Annotated in this window: 17 protein-coding genes, 1 tRNA gene, 1 rRNA gene and 1 pseudogene; 13 read left to right on the top strand and 7 right to left on the bottom strand. The window is 63.3% G+C overall.

Annotated elements, in window-relative coordinates:
• Positions 1–162: 162 nt before the first annotated feature.
• From C446_RS08430 to C446_RS08415, 4 genes are all read right to left on the bottom strand, one after another.
• Positions 163–1,089 carry a YncE family protein gene (locus C446_RS08430; RefSeq protein WP_006672667.1) on the bottom strand — a complete coding sequence of 309 codons (927 nt, stop codon included), beginning with the start codon at positions 1,087–1,089 and terminating at the stop codon, positions 163–165.
• A gap of 239 nt (positions 1,090–1,328) precedes the next feature.
• Complete coding sequence (locus tag C446_RS08425; protein WP_006672666.1) at positions 1,329–1,664, bottom strand: DUF3179 domain-containing (seleno)protein; 336 nt, start codon at positions 1,662–1,664, stop codon at positions 1,329–1,331.
• Between the two features lie 342 nt (positions 1,665–2,006).
• Positions 2,007–2,079 (bottom strand) — tRNA-Gln (locus C446_RS08420).
• Between the two features lie 494 nt (positions 2,080–2,573).
• Positions 2,574–4,631 (bottom strand): ATP-binding protein, encoded by a 2,058-nt coding sequence (locus C446_RS08415; RefSeq protein ID WP_083861094.1) that lies wholly within the window; start codon positions 4,629–4,631, stop codon positions 2,574–2,576.
• A gap of 336 nt (positions 4,632–4,967) precedes the next feature.
• Between C446_RS08415 and C446_RS08410 the strand changes: the two genes are divergently transcribed.
• The 11 genes and pseudogenes from C446_RS08410 (at position 4,968) to C446_RS08365 (ending at position 13,672) form a co-directional block, all read left to right on the top strand.
• Positions 4,968–5,447 carry a 6-pyruvoyl trahydropterin synthase family protein gene (locus tag C446_RS08410; protein WP_006672664.1) on the top strand — a complete coding sequence of 160 codons (480 nt, stop codon included), beginning with the start codon at positions 4,968–4,970 and terminating at the stop codon, positions 5,445–5,447.
• Between the two features lies 1 nt (position 5,448).
• Positions 5,449–6,300: a 7-carboxy-7-deazaguanine synthase QueE gene (locus C446_RS08405; RefSeq protein WP_006672663.1), complete on the top strand. Its 852-nt coding sequence runs from the start codon at positions 5,449–5,451 to the stop codon at positions 6,298–6,300.
• Positions 6,301–6,316: 16 nt separating this feature from the next.
• Positions 6,317–7,060, top strand: coding sequence for a 7-cyano-7-deazaguanine synthase QueC (gene queC, locus C446_RS08400; protein ID WP_006672662.1), 744 nt, complete (start codon positions 6,317–6,319; stop codon positions 7,058–7,060).
• A gap of 76 nt (positions 7,061–7,136) precedes the next feature.
• Positions 7,137–7,436, top strand: coding sequence for a DUF7130 family rubredoxin-like protein (locus C446_RS08395; RefSeq protein WP_006672661.1), 300 nt, complete (start codon positions 7,137–7,139; stop codon positions 7,434–7,436).
• A 94-nt stretch (positions 7,437–7,530) separates the two neighbouring features.
• Positions 7,531–8,025 (top strand): hypothetical protein, encoded by a 495-nt coding sequence (locus tag C446_RS08390; RefSeq protein ID WP_006672660.1) that lies wholly within the window; start codon positions 7,531–7,533, stop codon positions 8,023–8,025.
• Positions 8,026–8,061: 36 nt separating this feature from the next.
• Positions 8,062–8,255 (top strand): annotated as a pseudogene (locus tag C446_RS20590) (hypothetical protein); the annotation flags it as partial.
• 272 nt (positions 8,256–8,527) lie between these two features.
• Positions 8,528–9,856 carry a Single-stranded DNA binding protein gene (locus tag C446_RS08385; protein WP_006672659.1) on the top strand — a complete coding sequence of 443 codons (1,329 nt, stop codon included), beginning with the start codon at positions 8,528–8,530 and terminating at the stop codon, positions 9,854–9,856.
• The gene (locus tag C446_RS08380; protein ID WP_006672658.1) at positions 9,853–11,631 is read left to right on the top strand and encodes a hypothetical protein; all 1,779 of its coding nucleotides are present in this window, start codon (positions 9,853–9,855) and stop codon (positions 11,629–11,631) included. Before C446_RS08385 ends, C446_RS08380 begins: the two co-directional genes overlap by 4 nt.
• Before the next feature lie 9 nt (positions 11,632–11,640).
• The gene (locus tag C446_RS08375; protein WP_006672657.1) at positions 11,641–12,573 is read left to right on the top strand and encodes a metallophosphoesterase; all 933 of its coding nucleotides are present in this window, start codon (positions 11,641–11,643) and stop codon (positions 12,571–12,573) included.
• 100 nt (positions 12,574–12,673) lie between these two features.
• Positions 12,674–13,252, top strand: coding sequence for a molybdopterin-dependent oxidoreductase (locus C446_RS08370; RefSeq protein ID WP_006672656.1), 579 nt, complete (start codon positions 12,674–12,676; stop codon positions 13,250–13,252).
• Positions 13,253–13,369: 117 nt separating this feature from the next.
• Complete coding sequence (locus tag C446_RS08365; protein WP_006672655.1) at positions 13,370–13,672, top strand: hypothetical protein; 303 nt, start codon at positions 13,370–13,372, stop codon at positions 13,670–13,672.
• Between the two features lie 80 nt (positions 13,673–13,752).
• On the opposite strand, the gene C446_RS08360 is transcribed toward C446_RS08365, so the two are convergent.
• Complete coding sequence (locus C446_RS08360; RefSeq protein ID WP_006672654.1) at positions 13,753–15,120, bottom strand: sodium-dependent transporter; 1,368 nt, start codon at positions 15,118–15,120, stop codon at positions 13,753–13,755.
• Positions 15,121–15,278: 158 nt separating this feature from the next.
• Here C446_RS08360 and C446_RS08355 point away from each other — a divergent pair, with 158 nt between their 5' ends.
• Together C446_RS08355 and C446_RS19990 are read left to right on the top strand one after the other, a co-directional pair.
• Positions 15,279–16,823: an acyl-CoA carboxylase subunit beta gene (locus C446_RS08355; RefSeq protein ID WP_006672653.1), complete on the top strand. Its 1,545-nt coding sequence runs from the start codon at positions 15,279–15,281 to the stop codon at positions 16,821–16,823.
• A 1-nt stretch (position 16,824) separates the two neighbouring features.
• Positions 16,825–17,214, top strand: a complete 390-nt coding sequence (locus C446_RS19990; protein WP_006672652.1) for a hypothetical protein — start codon at positions 16,825–16,827, stop codon at positions 17,212–17,214.
• Between the two features lie 229 nt (positions 17,215–17,443).
• Here C446_RS19990 and C446_RS19515 read toward each other — a convergent pair whose 3' ends face one another.
• Complete coding sequence (locus C446_RS19515) at positions 17,444–18,292, bottom strand: class I SAM-dependent methyltransferase (protein WP_006672651.1); 849 nt, start codon at positions 18,290–18,292, stop codon at positions 17,444–17,446.
• A 227-nt stretch (positions 18,293–18,519) separates the two neighbouring features.
• Positions 18,520–18,641, bottom strand: a 5S ribosomal RNA gene (rrf, locus tag C446_RS08340).
• Positions 18,642–18,900 lie beyond the last annotated feature (259 nt).

Below are 18,900 nucleotides of genomic sequence, written 5' to 3'. Positions count from 1 at the left end.
GTGGAGCGGTCGACGCCGTTCGAACGGAGCAGAGCGATTCGGTCCGGGTGCGGTTCCGAGCGAGGCCGCCCGCGAGACCGAGACCGCCCGCGAGGACATCGATTCCGGCTTCGAGACGCTGGGATGTTGTCCGCGGTAGTCGGTGGGTCCCGTGGTCGTGGACTATCCGCTGCGGTACGCGATCCCATCGGGATGAATCCCCGCGTCGAACCGCTCGAGTTCCTCGAAGGCGTCGATGTCGATCACCGAAACGTCGTTGGTCTTGTTGTTTGCGACGAACGCGCGGTCGCCGTCCGGGGAGAAGACCGTCCCACCGGGCCAGATGCCGACCGGTATTCGGGCGACTTCCCAGGGCCGTCGCTCTCCGTCACGGACGTGTTCGGTGTCGATCACGGAGACATCGTTCGACTCCCGGTTGGGTACGAGTGCATACCGTCCGTCGGGCGAGAGGACAACCCTGATCGGCGTCTCTCCGAGCAACGCCGTGTTGGCGTCCTTGAGCGTCTCGGGATCGATCACGGAGAGACGACCGTCGTCCTGGTTCGCGACCAGCACCTCACCCGTCTCGGGGTCGACGCCGATTCCTTCGGGACCCTCGCCGACCGGCGGATCGCCGACGATCCGTCGTTCGTCGGCGTCGATCACCGTGACGTTGTCGCTGCCGATGTTGGCCACGAAGGCTCGCTTCTCGTCGGGTGAGAACGTGACCATGTGTGACTTGTCCTGGTAGGTCGGGAACACCTCGAGCAACTCGATTGCCGCGGAGTCGGCGATATCGAAGACGAACACCTGGCTGCTGTAGGTCGACGCCAGCCACAGTTCGTCGGCCGATTCGCGGACGGCCAGCCCGTGTGGAAAGTCGAACAGATCGTGTTCGAACCGGTCGATCACCTCGGGGACCTCGTTGTCGAGCACCTCGAGTGAGCCACCTAACGAACATGTTACGTACGCGTGCGTGCCGTCGGGCGAGACGGCGACCTCGTGGGGGTTGACGTTCGTCTCGACCGTGGCGGTCGTCTCTCCCGTGTCGGGATCGATGTACGAAACGGTATCCGCGTCCTTGTTGAGAACGAGCAGTCGGTCTTCCATACCGCCAGTCCGCCACGGGATGCCGAAAATCTTGGCGATGGCGACGGTTTGGCCGCCACTGACGAGCTAACTGTACTGGGGTCCGTGGGCAAAACCAGCCGTAGAAACTATCCGATCCGTTATCTGGACGTACTGTCGAACGCGTCCGGTCCGTGATCGTCCCGCCACGCGAACGCGAACAGCCGCCGCGCCGGCAGTCGATCGAGGGCGCGGCCGTCAGCAGACGGCCGGTCGTGCCGTCAGCTACTCCCCTTCGAAGTCGCCGTCGATACAGGTCCCGAAGACTGTTTCCACTCGGAACCCGTCCCGCGATCGTCCATCACGAGGTCGTCGTCCGCGAGTTTGCCGCTGACGCCGAACTCCAGGGTGCGACCCTCGACCGTCCGCTCGTAGACGACGGCGCTGCCACAGAGGTGACACCAGGTGACGGCGACGGAGATCGTCGTTCCGGACTGGGGCCCACCGTCGTCGGCCTCGCCGTCACCGTCGCCTTCGGGGATGTCGCTGACGATCTCGTGATAGTCGAGAATCCGGACCGGGTAGGCTTTCGGCGGCGTCGAACCCTGCGTCGTCACTCTGGAAACACCGGGTGCTCGGCGCGTCGTTCTCGAGTGGGACGGCTCCGTCCATCAGCGTTCCCCCGAATCCGACGGTTCAGGAACACCAAGAGACGATACTGCCGATTCGTGTACGACCGTGTTCTCGAGTGTGCATGTGTATCCGTCCGACACCGTCACGACGGGTCCGACGCGGCCTACTCCTGCAACTCGCGGCCGACGGCGACCTCACGTCCGACATCGCCGAAGGTGAGACCGGATCACCAAACGGGTTCGAACCGCGAAGACTCGCGTCCGCTCGTCTGCTGGGACCGAATCTGTGAGGACATTCGCCGCTCGCGGATTTGCTCGCAACAGAAGTAGTCCCGGGCGGATTCGAACCGCCGTCGTGGGCTCCAAAGGCCCATATGATTGGCCACTACACCACGGGACTGCGTTCGGCGACCGTAGGTTCGGGGCAGAACGGTTTATGAGTTATTGTTTACGCTGCCCAGTTGGCGGAACCCCATCGACCGTACCGACCGCAACGGACCGACGATGTCTTCGACCGCCAGGGCCGCCGACGCCGCGTGTCCGGTCGGGAGCAGCGGCCAGTCCGCGTCGGTGGCTCGTGGACACACTCGAGACACGAGAGTGTGTCGTAGGCGCGTTCAGTGAATTCCGACACCCGTCCTCGCCGGACTTCTCGAAGACCTCGAGCGGCGAGACTGGCGGTTTTCAGGTCACGCGCCTCCCGCAAGTCGAAGGGAACAGCTCGTCCACGCGGTCGATCTCACGGCTGTCGCAGAACTCGACAACGTCCTCGAGCACGGGTTCCATGGCGTTCCGGCTCCGGACGCATCGAGTTTGGTCTCGAGGGACACGAACCCATGTTCCCGATGCTCGAGTCCGTGGCTGCGTGCTCGAGAACCGGTCGTAACCTCGGAGTTACAGGTCTGATTTCGGGAGATTGATTGTGACTGTCGTCCCTTGATCTGCTTCCAGAACCTCGATGTCGCCGTCGAGGGTTGTGACGACCCAGTAGATGAGCCATAGTCCGAGTCCGCTTCCGTGGGCGAGCGGCTCCTCCGTTCCAACTGACAAGGCTTGCCGCTCATTCTCGGGGAGCCCAGGACCGTCATCCGCTATCGTGACCGTGACCCACTCGGTACCGACGGCCACCTCGAGATCGATCGATGGGGATTCGCCGCTGTGTTTCGCGGCATTGTCGAGGAGTTCGACGAACGCGGTCTCTATCTTGGGTAGCGTTTGTGCCACGGCCGACTCCGGCGTATCGACTGAAATCGATGCGTTCGGGTACTGCTCTTCGATCTCCGTAACCACTCCGTCGAGTATCGGGACGACGTTATGGGACTCCAGTTTGTACGATTCGCTTCTCACTTGTGCGATTTCTCGAGCAGATTCAGTCAGCTCTATAAGACTATCAGCCGTGTCAACGATTTGGTCGGCATTCGTCGCTGCTTTTCCATCCAGATCGTTCGATAGCCTCCCAGCATAGCCGTTGATGATCGTGAGTTTGTTGCGGACGTTGTGGCGCAACACACGGTTGATAACGCTGATGAGGCTTTCGCGTCGGTGTCGCTCCATTGTTTCACGGACCATCCCCTGTGCGCCGACGATGGTCTCTGCGGTCCGCTCTTCCTCCGAGATGCCCGGCTCGTAAATAGGCACCACCCGGATGTCGGCGTACACACGTTTTCCATCGTGGTGTTCTAATTGGAAATCCTGGATTTGAAGTGATTCTCCGTCTAGTACGTCGTCGAGATACCTGTGGGCTTGGTCGCTGGCCTCGTTGGTTGGAGTAAGTCGGTCTGCTCGGTCGCCGACGAGGGCTTCCGGTTCGTACCCCAGTGCGTCCTCGACCGATGGGGAGACGAACGTCAGGCGACCGTCAGGGTCCATCCGATAGACGAAATCAAAGCTTGCGGCCAGAACTGCACGGTATAGTTCGTTCTGCGTATCTAGTTCACGCTCCCGGCGGTGTAACTGTCGCCGCTTCTTCTCGAGTCTGGTCACGTCAGTGAATGACAGTACCTGTGCTTCGGAGTCCGCCAGTCCGACCGGGTTGGTCTCAACGAGATAGTACCGCATATCGTCATTTTTGCTCAGTTCGAAAATAGAACCCTCAGCTTCCAGATGAGGGGTGGCCTCGGGAAGTGCCTCGGAAAGCGGGTCACCGATTGCCCGTTCGATTCCCGGAAAGAGTTTGACTACTTCGTCGGAAACATCCGTGATTCGACGATCGCCGTCGAGATAAATTGAGGCAGCGCTGCCTGGGAGCGCGGTTCTGACTGCTAAGAGCCGCTCCTGGAAGACGAGTAGTACACCGACCGCAAAGATCGCCACGCCGATCGGTGCGTAAATAAAGTTGATCAGCCTCGGTGTCGCAATCGCGACGATGTCGAATACCACCGGGAGACCGAGCAGCACCGTTAATATACCGAGAGGACGTGTATCGTACTCCGAACGCACGTAGAGTTCGAAGATCATGAAGAGGCCGATCGCAGCGAGCACGTAGGATAGACCGGTTGCACTCCAGTGAAGGACGCCGTGTTCGACCGCTAGATACTGGAAAGAGGCTGTCGTTTCGCTGGTGGTGAAGTACAGTCCGTGTATCGGGTTGGTGAGTTTAAGCGACACTACGAGGAGGAATACTCCAGCACCGATGCGACGGAGCGTCTGGTTCCGGTGGAACCGTCTGGCGGTGTATGCAGAACAGAAGTACAGCCAGGCCCAGACCGTTGTAAACCCTATGACTAATCCGAGGATGTAGGTGGGTTCGCGAAGCGGAACTGGTACCAGAAAGAACGCCGTTTTCAGGAGTCCCCACGCTCCTGTGGTTGCTAACAGCCAGACCAGCCCTGCCCGTACCTCGGAGTCCTCAAATCTCCTCGCTCGCGGAATCAAGAGCAAACAAATGACTCCACTGACTAAGAACGCCGCGGCGTAGGCTACGACAGCCGGATTAGAAAGCGCTGCTATCACATCTGAGTAAGCTTGTTCGGTTAGTCAAAAAGATAATGTCTACAAAAAGAGCGAGCCAGAAACGAGCCGACAACAAACAGTACGACACAACGAGCACACCTTGGATCACCATCATATATTCTTTTATATATATGTGTCGACGAGATCACCGATGCCGGATATGATACCGGTCGGCACAACTCTCCATACCGCAGTTGCTACGTCGTTTTTCTCTCCTCACCTGTCGAGACACCCTGGAGCCCCACCCTCAGTAGTGTCTCGCCGGCCTCGAGTCGACGGCACGCTTCCCTCGGCCCGTTCGATCATCCTTAAGTATTCGCGGAAGAATACTGGGGTATGACCGATTCAGTTGGACGCCTCGAGCGCGGGGCGACCGCCGAGACGGACGACGGTGTCGTCGGGACGGACCGAGTACTGAAAGTCGGCCACGACCGGCCGATCAGGATCAGCACTGGTCATCGACTCCGCCATCACGACGGGAAGTGTTCCCGCCCACATGGCCACAACTACGAGATCGCCGTCACCGTCACCGGTGAGGTAACCGAGGACGGGTGGATCGCCGACAAAGGCCGGATCACGGACGTGATCGAGGAGTGGGACCACGTGTTCCTCCTCGAGGAGGGAGATCCGCTCGTCGAGGCGTTCGAGGCTGCCGGCGACGGTGAGGGTATCGTCGTCCTCGAGTACCCACCGACGGCCGAGGTGATGAGCGCACTCCTCGAGGAGAAACTCGAGGCGGCCCTCCCCGACACCGTAACCGACATCGCAGTACGGGTGAGCGAGACGAGCGAACTCTGTGGGGGAAGCGGGTTCTAACATGCCGGTTTCGGACTCGGTGGACTCGAGCGTCGGTCGTGACGAGAACGCGGAAGCCGAGGCTGGTGACGCGCCCTCCCTGCCGATCAACGAACTGTTCTACTCCCTGCAAGGGGAGGGAACGCTCGCCGGCGTTCCCTCGGTGTTCGTCCGCACGAGTGGCTGCAACCTCCGGTGCTGGTTCTGTGACTCCTATCACACCTCCTGGGAACCGACCCACGCCTGGATGTCCCTCGACGAGATCGTCGCGGAGGTCGAGTCCCACGACGCCGATCACGTCGTGCTCACCGGCGGCGAACCCCTGTTGCACGAAGAGAGCGTCGCGTTGCTCGAGCGCCTCGACGACCTGGGGTATCACACCACCGTCGAGACCAACGGGACGATCTACCGCGACGCGCCGATCGATCTCGCCTCGATCAGTCCGAAACTCGAGAGCAGTACGCCGACGCCCGACCGCGATCCCAGGGACGACCCACCGACGGAAGCTTCCAGCGGCGAACGACAGCCGTCGGGGGCCATGGGCCAGGACGAAGGCAAGTGGGAACAGCGCCACGAAAACGCACGCATCGACCTCGAGGCACTCTCCGAACTCGTCGAGGCGTACCCGTTCCAGCTGAAGTTCGTCGTCACCGACGAGGACGATATGCCGGACCTCCGTGCGTTGCTCGAGGACCTCCGGGACGTCAGCGATGTGCCGATCCGCGACGAGGACGTGCTCCTGATGCCGGAGGGTGCGACCCGCGAGCGGCTCGCCGAGACCCGGACCCGGACTGCGGACCTCGCCATGGAGTACGGGTTCCGGTATACGCCGCGGCTACACGTGGATCTGTGGAACGACGCGCCGGAGACCTGATTCGACTTCGATCACGATGACTAATACCGACCCTGCCACCGACGACCCCGTATCGAACGAAACTGACGAAAAACGCGCCGTCGTCCTCCTTTCCGGGGGCATGGACAGCGCCACTGCCGCCTACGAGGCACGCCGGCGAGGCTACGAAATATACGCCCTGCATACCTCCTACGGTCAGCGTACCGAGGACCGCGAACTCGAGTGTGCCCGTCGGCTCGCTGAAGAACTCGAAGCTTCGGACTTCCTGCGGATCGAAACCGGGCACCTCTCGAAGATCGGTGCCTCGAGTCTCACCGACGAGGAACTGGCCGTCGAAGACGCCGACATGGACGCCGACGAGATTCCGTCGTCGTACGTTCCCTTCCGGAACGCGAACTTGCTCGCGATGGCGGTCTCCTACGCGGAGGCCAACGACTGTGAGGCGGTGTTCATCGGCGCACACAGCGAGGACTTCTCCGGCTATCCGGACTGTCGGCCGGCGTTCTTCGACGCTTTCGAGCAGGTAGTCGACGTCGGTACGAAACCCGAAACCGACATCGCGATCGAAGCGCCGTTCGTCGAGCAATCGAAGACGGATATCGCCACGTTGGGCGTCGACCTCGAGGTCCCATACGAGCACACCTGGAGCTGTTACCGGGAAAACGAGCCAGCCTGTGGGACCTGCGACGCCTGTGCCTACCGGCTGCAGGCGTTCCAGCGGATCGGCGTCCGTGATCCGATCGAGTACGACGAGCGACCGTCGTACCTCGAAACCGAGTGAGTGGGGTGGCCGCCGACCCTCTGACCCTGATAGCTTTTACTGCCTTTGTGTTGTAGTAGCATAGTGGTGGTCGTCAATGGGAGAATCCGATCGGCAGCTGTACGCGGGCGTCGACATCGGCCAGTCGATCTACGACGGGGACGGCAACGAACTGGGAACAGTCAGAGGTGTCGACGACGACGGGTTTTACGTCCTCGCCCCGGAAGCGAAACCCGAGCAAACCCTCGGCGAAGCGCGCGACGTCACTGGCAAGGACTACGTGATGTGGCGTTGCTGGGAGTGTGGCGAGATGGGACGGATCGAGGCTGATCTCCCCGGCGAGTGCCCCGACTGTGGTGCACCCCGGGAAGAACTGTACTACTGGGCCGAGGACTAACCGGGTCCCGGTAACGGCCTCCGCCCCGTTTCCCGACGTGAACGTATCAGGCGCTATCAGGAACGTTCAAATGTCAGGGTGCCGAATAAAGGACATGGCCGAGTCGCCTCTCGAGTGGTTCCGCGAGGACGGCGAGTGGACGACACCGGACGGCCGGCCGGCGGAATTGCTGGTGCTCGTCGTCGGTATCCCCGTGTTCGCCTGGCTCGTTTCTCTCCGGTCCGGTATCGCGCTTCCGTGGTCGGCACCGACGAGTGGTGTCACTGGAACGGCTGCCCAGTTCCGACCCTGGGGGGCGGCAGGACTCGGGCTCTTCGCCGGCTTTCTCTACGCGGTGTACTACCGGGACGTGATCGTCTCCCGACTTCCGGAGTTCAGCAGCTGGACGCTACTGTCGCTGTTCGGCGGCGGCTTCGGACTCTCGACACTCGAGGTGTTGCCGGCGACCTCGTCGGTCACGGCGTTTCTCCTGACCGCAGGGACGACGGTACTCGTGATCTACCTTCTGTGGCTGGCGTCGCCGCTTCACGACGGCCTGACTCCCTCGAGGCGGGGTGTCGAGCCGCCGGCAGCGGTCGGTCCCGAGTAACAGTTCCGCTCGTACAGCCCGTCGTTGGTCACTTTCACCTGTGGGTTTCCTCACGACGACAATCGGTCAGGAGAGTCGTTCGAGTGTCAAAGCTGCAGGTACGAGACCTACGCCGACTACAACGCCGTTGCCAAGAATCGGAGATTTCTGGTGTGCAAACGAGACGCGAAGCGTCTCGTCGTCGGCAAAATGCAGGCGATAGAGGCGTACCCGTAGATGTGCGCTTGAGTAGTGCGGGACCGGGTCCCGCATACCATGTAAATGGGCACTGTGCGCCCGTGAGCAGATCGCGGGACGTTGAACGTGAGCGGGGAGTACGACCCCCTGCCCCTGCCCCGGTTGAGGCATAGAACCGGAGTCCACGCGAAAGCCTCGGGGTCGTTCGGAAGAGCTTCGATCGTCCGTGATGACGAGACGCCTTGGCGTCTCGAACCACCTGACCCCGAGGCGATGTACCCGGCTCCGGGAACGCTTTTCAATCAGCCGCTCGAAATGGGATCGAATGGAACTCGAAGCGCATGCCGAGGAACTCGCCTCCGACCTCGGTGTCGACAAAGAGGAGGTCAAGTCCGACCTGCAAAACCTGGTGGAGTACAGCGTTCCGATCGACGAAGCCAAAGGCAGCCTTCGCCGGAAGTACGGCGACGGCTCCGGCGGTAGCGGGACGCCCGAATCGAAAGACATCGCCGAAGTCTCGCCCGACGACGGGAGCGTCACGGTGACTGGCGTCGTCCTCACGGCCGGCAAGCGGTCGATCCGCTATCAGGGCGACGACCACGTCATCGTCGAGGGGCGACTCGCCGACGAGACCGGCGTCGTCGACTACACGTCCTGGGAGGATTTCGGCCTCTCGCCGGGCGATACGATCACTGCGGGCAACGCCTCCGTTCGCGAGTGGGACGGCGAGCCCGAACTCAACCTCGGCGAGAGCACGTCGCTGTCCGTCGAGACGGAGTCGCTCGAGGTGTCCGCCGAGACGGAGTCGCTCGAGGTGTCCGCCGAGATCGGTGGTGACGCCGACCTCGCCGACCTCCAGACCGGTGATCGTGCAGTCTCCATCGAGGTCGCCGTCCTCGAGTGTGAGCGTCGCACCATCGACGGCCGCGACGGCGAGACCGAAATTCTGAGCGGCGTCTTCGGCGACGAGAGCGGTCGCCTGCCGTTTACCAACTGGGACCCGGCACCCGAAATCGAGGAGGGCAACACCGTCCGGATCGAGAACGCCTACGTTCAGGAGTTCCGGGGCGTCCCCGAGGTCAACGTCTCGGAGTTCTCGACGGTGACGGACCTCGACCGCGAGATCGAGGTCGGCGCGGACGCGACGACGATGGACGTCGGCGAGGCCGTCAGGACCGGCGGCATCTACGACGTCGAGGTCGTCGGCAACGTGATCGCAGTGCGGGACGGCTCCGGGCTCATCCAGCGTTGTCCCGAGTGTTACCGCGTCGTCCAGAAAGGCCAGTGTCGAACCCACGGCGATGTCGAGGGGATCGACGACCTCCGTGTGAAGGCGATCCTCGACGACGGCACCGGCACCCTCACCGCGGTCCTCGACGACGAACTCACCGAGCAGGTCTACGGCGGCACGCTCGAGGATGCCCTCGAGCAGGCCCGCGAAGCGATGGATCAGGAAGTCGTCGCCGACCGGATCCACGAGCGGATCGTCGGCCGCGAGTACCGCGTGCGAGGACACCTCTCGGTCGACGAGTACGGTGCCAACCTAGACGCCGAGACGTTCGCGGAAAGCGACGACGACCCCGAACGGCGGGCCCACGCGTTCCTCGAGTCGATCGATACTGAGGCTGACGACGGCGAGGAGGTGACGGCATGAGCGCGACCGACGAGAACGTCGAGGTACCGGGTCGGGAAATCGCCTATCGACTGTTCGCGGCCGAGTACGACGACGCCTCGGTCTCCTACGCCGAGAGCGACGAGGAGCGTGCGCCCAACTACGTCGTCTCGCCGACGGGGGCCCGACTCAACCGCCTGTTCGTCGTCGGAACGCTCACCGAGGTGACGGCCGTCAACGACGAGATGGTTCGCGCTCGCGTGGTCGACCCTACCGGCGCGTTCGTCGTCTACGCCGGCCAGTACCAGCCCGACGAACTCGCCGCGCTCGAGAGCATCGATCCGCCGGCGTTCGTCGCGGTGACCGGCAAAGCACGGACGTTCGAGCCCGACGACGGCGACGAGGTCTACACCTCGATCCGTCCCGAAAGCATCGCGACCGTCGACGCCGACACCCGCGACCGCTGGGTCGTCAGTGCAGCCGAGGACACGATCGACCGGATCGGCACCTACGCGACCGTTTCGGAGGCTGACCGGACCAGCGACGCGGACCGCGAGGCGCTGGCTGAGACGCTGCGTGACGCGGGCGTCGATCCGGGTACTGCATCCGGGATTCCGCTGGCCCGCGAGCACTACGGGACGACGCCGTCGTACCTCGCCGCCGTCCGTGACCGCGCGGTCGAGGCGGTCGAGGTCGTCGCCGGCGAGCGGGAACAGGTCGGCTCGCTCGAGCGCTCGCCGGACGACGACGCGAGCTCCGGGGCGACGTTCGCGTCGCTTGCCGGTTACGCTAACGTCGATCCGGCGGTTCTCGAGTCCGCCGTCGGCGGGGAGACGGCTGGGACGGACCACGGGGCGACCGACGTGACCGACCGTCCCGTCGACGCCGAGACCGACGCCGATTCCGAGGCCGTCGGGACGGCGTCGGCGGCTGGTACCGCGACCGCGACCGCGACGGCAGCCTCGAGCGCGTCGGACGACGAGGACCCTGCCGGTACTGCGTCCGGGGTGTCCGAACTCGAGTCCGAGTCCGACGCCGAACCAGCCGACGAGTCGACCGAACCGTCGTCAGAAGCGCACGCCCCGACCGAACGCGAAGACGAGTCCGCGTCCGCCGCGGCCGAGACGGCCGACAACGACGACGACGACGACGACGGTCTCGAGCAGTCTCCCGACGCCGAATCGGCCGAAGCGGACGCGACCGAGACCGAGCCGTCCATCGACGACGACGGCGGTATGTACGAGATGGACCCGGAAGAGCGCGAGCAACTCGAGGAAGAGTTCGGAGCCGAGTTCACGACGGGAACCGAGGTCGAGGAGCCGGGCGAAGCGGGGATCGACGTGCCGGAGCCGGACGACCTCGAACAGGCCGGCGAGACCGAGTCGGACACCGAGGAGGAACTCGAGGGCGAGACGGACGCCGGAACCGAGGCGTCCGTCGACGACGATCTGGGCGCTGCACCCACTTCCGGTCTCGACGACGGCGAACCCGATACGGTCGACGAGACCGACTCCGAGGACGCGGCTGACGCCGGGGACGAAGAGCCGACTGACGTGGACGATACCGCTACCGACACCGACACTGAAGCCGACTCTACATCCGAATCGATCGACCCCGACGAGGTCGACCTCGAGGAGTACGTCGTCGACACCATGGCCGATCTCGACGACGGAGACGGGGCCGATCGATCGGCACTTGTCGAGACCGTCTCCGCCGATCTCGGTGTCGAGGAAGCGACAGTCGAGGACGCCATCCAGGACGCCCTCATGGGCGGGCAGTGTTACGAACCGGACGACGAGACGCTGAAACCGATCTGAACGCGGCTCATGGTCCGCGACCGAACGACACGCGAAAGGGCCGCCGGCGTCCGCGTGGAACCCGTTCCCGGCGAGGCGGCCGCGACGGCGACCGTCGAGCACGGGGAGCGCACCGACGACGCACCACAGCGTGAACGACTCCTGCTCGTCGCCGACTACCACGCCGGCTACGAGGCCGCTCTCCGCTACGAACGCGGCGTCGACGTGCCGAGTCGGGCCGACGAGCGCCGCGACCGACTGCAGACGCTGGTCGATCGCACCGACCCCGATCGACTCGTCGTCCTCGGCGATCTCATGCACTCGATCGGCGATCCCGGGGGTGCCGAACGGGGCGAACTCGAGGTGCTCGTCGAGTCGCTTCCACCCACGCTCGCGGTGACTGTCGTCAAGGGGAACCACGACGGGGAGATCGAAACGTGGCTGGGGGATGACGACTCCGTCGGCACCGAACCACGACGGGACGATCCGAACGCCGACGTGCCGGAGGTCACTGTCGTTCCCGGGAATGGGATCAGGATCGGCGGGATCGGGGTCTGTCACGGTCACACCTGGCCCGCGCCCGAACTGCTCGAAAGCGGTGTCGAGGCGATCTGTCTCGGTCACGAACACCCGTGCGTGCGCCTCGAGGACGAGGTCGGCGGGAGCCGCGTCGAGCGCGCGTGGCTTCGCGGGCGTGCAGATCCGGCGGCGTTTGCCGACCACGAGCGGGACGCGGCGTCGAGGTGTGGAACCGACGACGCGACTGTCCCGTCGACGTGGCTCTCGGAAGGGGTGGAGCCGCCACGGTTGATCGTGATGCCGGCGTTCAACGATCTGGTCGGCGGAACGTGGGTGAACCTGGCCGAGCAGTCGTTTCTCTCGCCGTTCCTTCCCGACGGGCTCGCCGACGGGGAGGCGTATTTGCTCGACGGAACCCGGCTGGGACCGTACGACGGGATTTGATTTGCCGGCGGACGCCTGCATCTCCGTACGGGTTCCCGATTTCTGGGAGTCGAGACGAACCGTTAGGAGCGTCGGCGGTAAATCCTCCAGCGAGGGCCCGATGACTGGTTCCGATTTCGACGTAGATACTGACACCGACACTGATACCGATACTGGTACGGACACTGATACCGATACTGACACCAACCCGCACCCAACCCTCGCCGATTCGATCCAGTTGATCGGGGAGAACGCGGCGACGATAGACGCGGCGACGCTCGCCGACATCCCCGTCGAGGAGCGAACGGTCGAGATCGTCTGTTCGACCGGCGACCGCTACACCGACCGCTGGCAGGGTGTTCCGATACCCGACCTGCTCGAGACCAAGGCAGCGGCCGCAGCGTCGTTTCCTCCCTCGACGACCCACTTGCTGATCGAATCCCGGGACGGCCAGCGTGGCTGTGTCGCCGTCGAGTCCGCCCTCGAGGGGTTGCTCGCGATCGGGAAGGACGGGCAACCACTCGAAGAAATCGCCGGCTACGAGTCGCGGTTCGTCGCCCCCGATGTCCTCGGGCCGCGAACGGTCAAAGACATCGCTCGCATCGAGGCGGCGACGCTCGAGCCGGGGGAAGATCCCGAAGCCTACGAACGGCTGCTCCAGATCGAGGCCGACGAGGAGACGACGGAAACCGACGTGTGATCGTCGCCGTCTTCGTCCTCATTTCCGTCTCCGTCCCTGTCCCCGTCCCCATCCCCGTCCCCGTCGCCGGCGCATGTAAGCCGAACCACCATTCCGTCGCTCCTCGAGCGTTCGGACGTGTCACTGGAAACGTACCGGCTCGAGGTGCGCGAGATCGAAGCCGGCGGCATCGATGCGGACGTGTACGACGACGACGATCTGATCGTGGAGTCGACCCACGTACAGTACGACGACCACGAGATCCATCCGCCCGACTCTCGCGATGCGAACCCGACAGACAGCACGGAAGTCACTGCCGACGTGACGACGCTTGACCTGCAGGTCACCCGCGTCGGCCGTGGCTTCTCCTTCCGGCTGCTCGGGGACCGTGACGAACTGGCATCGGTCCGGGTAGACGACGAGGAGTGGGACCTCGAGTGACTCGAGCCGTGCCCCTGTGGCCGTCGCTATCGGGCGCGATCGATCGCCAAAAAAGACGGGTCGAAACGGCGCTGGGCTGACTACAGGTTCGTGTCCAGCCACTCGGAGAAGTCCGCGAGGATGTCGAGGTAGTCGACGGCCCCGAGGTACAGCGAGATGACCAGCACGATGATGATCGGCACGCGGATCGCCCAGATCCAGGCCAGATCGAACGACCCGAGATCGCCGATCCCCTTCGAGAGTTCGTTGACAGCCACCTTCGGTGCGATCCAGCCGACGAGGATCATCACCATCAACGCGCCGAAGACCAGCAGGACGGCGTCGATGAAGCCGTCGTACAGGTCGAGGAAGATGAGATCGTACGTCACCGGAATGCCGATCACGTAGATCAACAGCCCCATTCCGCCGGCTGCTTTCCACCGTTCCATGCCTTTCTCGTCGATCGCGTAGGCGGTGACCACCTCGAGCAGGGAGATCGCACTCGAGAGGGCAGCCACTACGACAGTCCCGAAGAAGACGAGACCGAGGAGCTGACCGCCGGTAATGTCGGCGAAAGCCTCTGTCATCCCGATGAAGATCGTCGACGGACCGCCCTCGCCGGGCTCCAGTCCCGCCGAGAAGAAGATCGGGAAGACGACCAGACCAGCCAGGAACGCGATCCCGGTGTCGAACCCGATGATGGTGAGCCCGTCCGTGGCCAGATTACGGTCTTCACTGAGATAGGACGCGTACGTGATCATCACGCCCATACCGAGCGAGAGCGTGAAGAACGCCTGTCCTGCGGCGGCCGGCAACAGTGTGGTCCAGTTGTCGGCGATGGTGCCGAACTCCGGCGAGAGGTAGTACGAGTAGCCGCCTCCGGCTCCGTCTAAGGTGAACGCCCACACGGCGAGACCGACCAGCAGGACGATCAGCGCGGGAACCATCACCTTTACGGCGAGTTCGATACCCTGACGAACGCCGAGGGCGACGATCCCGACGGTCGCCGCCATGAAGAGGGTGTGCAACACGAACGCGTCGAGACCGACCGTCAAATCGCCGAACATCGCAGCCGCTTCGCCGTTGTAGGCGGTGAGATGATCGGCGTAGCTACCGCGGAGTCCCTCGAGGAAGTACCGGATAAACCAGCCGGCGATGACGCTGTAGTACGACAGGAGGACGACGCCGATGAAGACGAAGATACCGCCAACGTATCGCCACGCGTCGCCGCCGTACTCCTGTAGCGCCCCGACCGGGTTACGCTTGCTCTTGCGCCCGACGACGAACTCGGCGAGCATCGCAGGGAAGCCGATGAGAGCGATAAACAGGAGGTACATCACCAGAAACGCTGCGCCCCCGCCGTCGGCCGTCGCGAACGGGAAACGCCAGATGTTTCCCAGCCCGACTGCGCTCCCGACCGCAGCCAGGATGAACCCTGTTCTTGTGGCCCATGTCTCACGTTGTGCCATACCACCCACTATAAAAGAGGCCCTATATATAACTTTTCGTAGCGAAGTAGTATCTGTCAATATGACAGTTATTAATCGTGATGTAGTTACGGAATCCTTTTCATAATGGTCATCACACAACGGCGTATGCAATCGACTGGGGTGGTTCCACCGTGACGATGGAAGACCGCATCGACGAACTCGAGGAGTTACGAGAGGAAGCACGCCAGGGCGGTGGCCAAGAACGGATCGAGAAACAACACGACAAGGGGAAGATGACCGCCCGCGAGCGGATCGATTACTTCCTCGACGACGGGACGTTCACGGAGTTCGACCAGCTCCGGACCCACCAGACCAGCCAGTTCGGGATGGAAGAGCGCAAGATTCCCGGCGACGGTGTGGTGACCGGCTACGGCGAGGTCAACGGCCGGACCGTCTTCGTTTTCGCCCACGACTTCACCGTCTTCGGCGGCTCGCTCGGCGAAGTGTTCGCGGAGAAGGTGTGTAAGGTGATGGACATGGCGATGGAGGTCGGTGCCCCGATCGTCGGCCTCAACGACTCCGCCGGTGCCCGGATTCAGGAGGGGGTCAAGAGCCTGGCCGGCTTCACCGAAATCTTCCGCCGGAACCAGGAAGCCAGCGGCGTCGTCCCACAGATATCCTCGATCATGGGGCCCTGCGCCGGCGGGGCGGTGTATTCGCCCTCGATCACCGACTTCATCTTCATGGTGAAAGACACCAGCCACATGTACATCACGGGGCCAGGCGTCACCGAAACCGTCACCGGCGAGGAGGTAACCCACGAGGAACTCGGCGGCGCGATGACCCACGCGAACAAGACCGGGGTCGCCCAGTTCGCCTGCGAGAGCGAAGAGCAGGCCTTAGACGACATCAAGCGGCTCCTCTCCTATCTGCCGCAGAACAACGTCGAGGACCCGCCACGCGTCGACCCGTGGGACGACCCGGATCGCCGAGACGAGAAGCTGAAATCGATCGTCCCGCCGAGCCCGCAAAAGCCCTACGACATGACCGACGTCATCGATTCGGTCGTCGACGAGGGGTCGTTCTTCGAGGTCGCGGAGAACTTCGCCCAGAACATCGTCGTCGGCTTCGGCCGACTCGACGGCCGCTCGGTCGGTCTCGTCGCCAACCAGCCCCGGGTCAACGCCGGCACGCTCACCGTCGACGCCTCGATGAAAGGCTCGCGGTTCGTCCGCTTCTGTGACTCGTTTAACATCCCGATCGTCACCTTCGTCGACGTCCCTGGATACATGCCCGGGACGGACCAGGAACACCGCGGGATCATTCGCCACGGCGCGAAGCTTCTCTACGCCTACGCCGAGGCGACCGTCCCGCTGTTGACCGTCATCACGCGGAAAGCCTACGGCGGCGCGTACTGTGTCATGGCCTCCAAGAACCTCGGTGCCGATGTCAACTACGCCTGGCCGACGGCCGAGATCGCCGTCATGGGCCCACAGGGCGCGGTCAACATCCTCTACCGCGAAGAGCTCCAGGAAGCCGAAAACCCCGACGAGCTCAGAGACGAACTCATCGAGGAATACCGCGAGGAGTTTGCCAACCCCTACACCGCCACGGACAAAGGCTTCCTCGACGACGTCATCGTCCCCACCGAGACCCGACCGCGGCTGATCGACGACCTCGAGATGCTCGAGACCAAGCGCGAATCGAACCCGGAGAAGAAACACGGCAACATCCCGCTGTGATATGACTCAACGCCACTCTCGCGAGGCAGCGACCGATACCGCCGTCGCGACCGACGGCGGCACGGCGTCGGGCAGTTCCAACACGGCGGAGTCCGAGCCGGACTCGGCGACGGCGTCTCTCGAGGCCGGACTTCCCACGGGCGTCTCACTCGAGTTGCCCGACGACGCCGACGACGAGGAAGCGGCGGCGATCGTAGCAGCGATCGGTGCCCACCTCCACGATCGGGCCTTGGCCGCTGCGGCCGCGGCCGCCGACGACGAGGAGACGTGGGACGAGAAGCGATGGGCTTTCGCAGGCCGAATGCGATCCCAGCAGGCTCGAGATGTCCGCGTCCCCCGCAACGCGCCGACCGACGCGTGGTCGGCTGCGGGGCGAACAGATCGGTTCTGACGGCGGGCGTCCCTCGAGGACCGTCGAGGACCGGCACGGCCACTCAACGGGTCCTGTCGGATCTAGCTTTCCTGCTGCGTGGTCGAGACAGTTCGTTCTAGCAGGCCGAAACCAATTCGACCACGTGATCAGTCCGGCGCGACTGCGAGTCGTCCTGTGGTCTGGCGGGCGAATCTGCACAGTAGCCCGGCTCACTGTTCTCTTTCGCGGAACCGCAACACGAACCCGCTCAGATTGCTTCCCAGCGAATCCGAGTCAACGGATGGAGCGGGTTCGACCCGAAGATGTCGTAGGTAACGTCAACGACGTTCAACGCCGGCGCTTCTCGTAGTTGCTCGAGGATACTGTCGCTGTACCCTCGTTCTCGCGAGTACCGTCGCCGGAGGTTCCCGAGGACGGTCTCTGGATGTGGTCCGACTTGTTCGAGATGGACTCCTGCTGTGACGTGCCCGTCGCCAGCGAGCGTTGTGAGTCGGTCCACGACCGACTGCGTCTCCGGCAGCGTCACGAGCGCGCCCTTGGTGAAGACGATGCACTCACCATTGGTCTCCGTCACGAGCTCCCAGTCACCGAAAAAGTCGAACTCATCGACGTCGATTCGGTCCCGATCGGCAGCGAAGGCCTCGCGTGCGAACTCGACGCCGGCGGGAACGTACTCCCCGCCGACGACGCACACGTCGGGAAACGCGGCGGCGATTGCATCGAGTGTCCACCCCCAACCACAGCCAAGGTCTAGAACCGTCTCGGTGCCGCCGAGCACGGGATCGAGTGCGGTCTGAACGATGTCATACTCCCGTTTGACGATCTCGGTCGCATCGAAGAGAAACAGCGTTTCTTCCACGGAGACGGGCGTTCGCTCCGAGTCGGGGCCGCGGATTCGTTCGACGAGTTCCGTGGTCGATGCCGGTGTCGAGTCGTCGTGATACCACTCGCGGAGACCCGTGTACAGACCTTCGTACGTTTCGGTCCCAGTGTAGGCGGTCGGCTGCTCCGGCGGATCACGATCAGGATTTCGCTTGAGCAGGTACTTCGCCCACGCCGAGTGAGTAGGTAACTCTTCGAGCGGGACGCGTTCCATTAGCTCTCACCTCCGACAACAGTCGAAACTCGAGAACCTGTACACGAAGCTGTAGGCAGTTGCGTCGCTACCACAGACTGAGACGATCGATTTGTTGAACGGGGAGGGGAACATAAACGTTCACCAATCGAGACCACACACTCCCACACTCACGTAATAGACCGAACGCCCAGTGTAACGAAACCGCACTCACCGCTACTGGATAGCAGTAGGTCGACGTATGAATGACGAGGCGGCGAACCGACGTTCCCAGAGGGTCTCCCACTCCAGTAGTTGCCGGGACGCGGGCGGGCTTAACTTCCGTGTTCGGGATGGGTACGGGTGTTCCCCCGCCGCTGTGGCCGCCTCACTACCGACCCACGGAATCGAACCGCGGTCCAGGCCCACCGTCGGTTTCAACTGTTCGATCGTCGATCCGTCGGCCGGTTATACCTTCCGTTTCGCGGTGAAAACGTCCAGCAACGCATCCTCAGTTTCCGATGAGGATGTGTGAGTCCCGCATAGCGGTGATGGAGACTTCTCCGAGAGTCTAACGATCATCGAACCCTCACGGTAGGAGCCGTGACAGGTCGACGGCGATCCCGTCCGAACGCCGACCGGTTGCGAAA

This window comes from Halobiforma nitratireducens JCM 10879 (genome assembly GCF_000337895.1).
Taxonomy (GTDB): domain Archaea; phylum Halobacteriota; class Halobacteria; order Halobacteriales; family Natrialbaceae; genus Natronobacterium; species Natronobacterium nitratireducens.
The sequence above is the reverse complement of the archived record's forward strand: the minus strand, read 5'-3'. Positions and strand labels throughout refer to the sequence as shown.

Bases quoted from the DNA above. Each gene is read 5' to 3' on its own strand.
- C446_RS08430 (WP_006672667.1), bottom strand. From the start codon at position 1,089: ATGGAAGACCGACTGCTCGTTCTCAACAAGGACGCGGATACCGTTTCG.
- C446_RS08410 (WP_006672664.1), top strand. From the start codon at position 4,968: ATGACCGATTCAGTTGGACGCCTCGAGCGCGGGGCGACCGCCGAGACG.
- C446_RS08405 (WP_006672663.1), top strand. From the start codon at position 5,449: ATGCCGGTTTCGGACTCGGTGGACTCGAGCGTCGGTCGTGACGAGAAC.
- queC (WP_006672662.1), top strand. From the start codon at position 6,317: ATGACTAATACCGACCCTGCCACCGACGACCCCGTATCGAACGAAACT.
- C446_RS08395 (WP_006672661.1), top strand. From the start codon at position 7,137: ATGGGAGAATCCGATCGGCAGCTGTACGCGGGCGTCGACATCGGCCAG.
- C446_RS08390 (WP_006672660.1), top strand. From the start codon at position 7,531: ATGGCCGAGTCGCCTCTCGAGTGGTTCCGCGAGGACGGCGAGTGGACG.
- C446_RS08385 (WP_006672659.1), top strand. From the start codon at position 8,528: ATGGAACTCGAAGCGCATGCCGAGGAACTCGCCTCCGACCTCGGTGTC.
- C446_RS08380 (WP_006672658.1), top strand. From the start codon at position 9,853: ATGAGCGCGACCGACGAGAACGTCGAGGTACCGGGTCGGGAAATCGCC.
- C446_RS08375 (WP_006672657.1), top strand. From the start codon at position 11,641: ATGGTCCGCGACCGAACGACACGCGAAAGGGCCGCCGGCGTCCGCGTG.
- C446_RS08370 (WP_006672656.1), top strand. From the start codon at position 12,674: ATGACTGGTTCCGATTTCGACGTAGATACTGACACCGACACTGATACC.
- C446_RS08360 (WP_006672654.1), bottom strand. From the start codon at position 15,120: ATGGCACAACGTGAGACATGGGCCACAAGAACAGGGTTCATCCTGGCT.
- C446_RS08355 (WP_006672653.1), top strand. From the start codon at position 15,279: ATGGAAGACCGCATCGACGAACTCGAGGAGTTACGAGAGGAAGCACGC.
- C446_RS19990 (WP_006672652.1), top strand. From the start codon at position 16,825: ATGACTCAACGCCACTCTCGCGAGGCAGCGACCGATACCGCCGTCGCG.
- C446_RS19515 (WP_006672651.1), bottom strand. From the start codon at position 18,292: ATGGAACGCGTCCCGCTCGAAGAGTTACCTACTCACTCGGCGTGGGCG.